Annotated in this window: 1 protein-coding gene; it reads right to left on the bottom strand. The window is 58.9% G+C overall.

Annotated elements, in window-relative coordinates:
- The coding region (locus BKD70_RS22495; RefSeq protein ID WP_070415429.1) for a glucan biosynthesis protein G at positions 1 to 1,539 on the bottom strand (1,539 nt) is incomplete at both ends.

Below are 1,539 nucleotides of genomic sequence, written 5' to 3'. Positions count from 1 at the left end.
CAGCCTCAGGCTGTTTGGCTTCCTTGTCCTTGGCGTCTTTCTTGGCCTGTTTCTCATGCTGCTTGGCCAAGACTTTATCGGCCTTGAGCACATGGTTGGAAACCGACTCAGCCTCAGGCTGCACGATATCCTGCACCAGTGCCGCACGCATTTCGGTCGGCTTGCTTGCGTCCTTGATCTTCATACGCAGGGTCAGGCGCCAGCCTTTGGTGTGTTCGTTGTAGCGCACGCTGTTTTCAACCAGTTCAGCGTTATCACCCACACTCACCTGGCTACGCACCGGGGCGTCCGGCAGCAGTTTCTTCAGGGACGGGCCCTCGAAGTCCACCAGGTAGGCCACGCTGCCATCCGGCTGACGGATCAGGTTCGATTGCTTCACATCACCCGTGGAGCGCAGGGTCTGCTTGACCCAGGCACTGTCCGGCGAATGGAAGGCCGCGTCGTCCAGTGTCCAGTGCAGGCGGTAGGCCACGTCCAGCGGCTTGCCGACTTCCGGCAGTTCGGCCGGGCTCCAGAACGCCACGATGTTGTCGTTGGTTTCATCGGCGGTCGGGATCTCGACCAGGTCGACAGAGCCTTTGCCCCAGTCACCTTCAGGCTCGATCCAGGCGCTTGGGCGCTTGTCGTAGTTGTCGTCCAGGTCTTCGTAGTGGCTGAAGTTGCGGCCACGTTGCAGCAGGCCGAACCCACGCGGGTTCTCGACGCTGAAGTTGCTGACCGACAGGTGTTTAGGGTTGTTCAGCGGACGCCAGATCCACTCGCCATTGCCGGCGTGAATCGACAGGCCGCTGGAATCGTGGAGCTCGCGGCGGTAGTTGAGGACCTTGGACGGCTGGTTGGCGCCGAACAGGAACATCGAGGTCAACGGCGCAACGCCCAGCTTGCTGACCTTGTCACGCAGGAACATCTGGGATTTGACGTCCACTACGGTGTCGGTGCCAGGACGCAGGATCAGGCGATAAGCGCCAGTGGCGCGTGGCGAATCCAGCAGCGCGAAAATCACCAGGTGCTTGTCACCCGGCTTTGGACGCTCGATCCAGAACTCGGTGAAACGCGGGAATTCTTCGCCAGACGGCAACGCGGTGTCGATCGCCATGCCACGGGCAGACAAGCCGTACACCTGATCCTTGCCCACGACGCGGAAATAGCTGGCGCCGAGCATGGTCATGATTTCGTCTTGCTTGTCGGCCTTGTTGATCGGGAAAAGCACACGGAAACCGGCGTAACCCAGCTGTTCGGTGGCTTTAGGATCAAATTTCACGTCGCCGAAATCGAAACGCGTCGGGTCGTACTTGATTTCATGCACGCTGTCGGCGGTGACTTCGTTGATTTTCACCGGGGTGTCGAAATGCATCCCCTGGTGATAGAAGGACAGCTTGAACGGGGTGTTCTGATCGGCCCACTCGGCTTTTTCATTGCGGAAACGAATCTTCTGGTAGTCAGCGAATTTCATTTCGCGGAATTCGTTCGGCAAATTGCTGCGCGGAGCTTCGTATTTCTGCCCAGCCAGCTCTTTTGCCTTGGCCGACACATCATCCA

Origin of the sequence: Pseudomonas sp. BS-2016, from assembly GCF_001806145.1 — a bacterium.
Taxonomy (GTDB): domain Bacteria; phylum Pseudomonadota; class Gammaproteobacteria; order Pseudomonadales; family Pseudomonadaceae; genus Aquipseudomonas; species Aquipseudomonas lundensis.
Note: the sequence above shows the minus strand (reverse complement) of the source record. Positions and strands in the feature narration are given on the sequence as shown.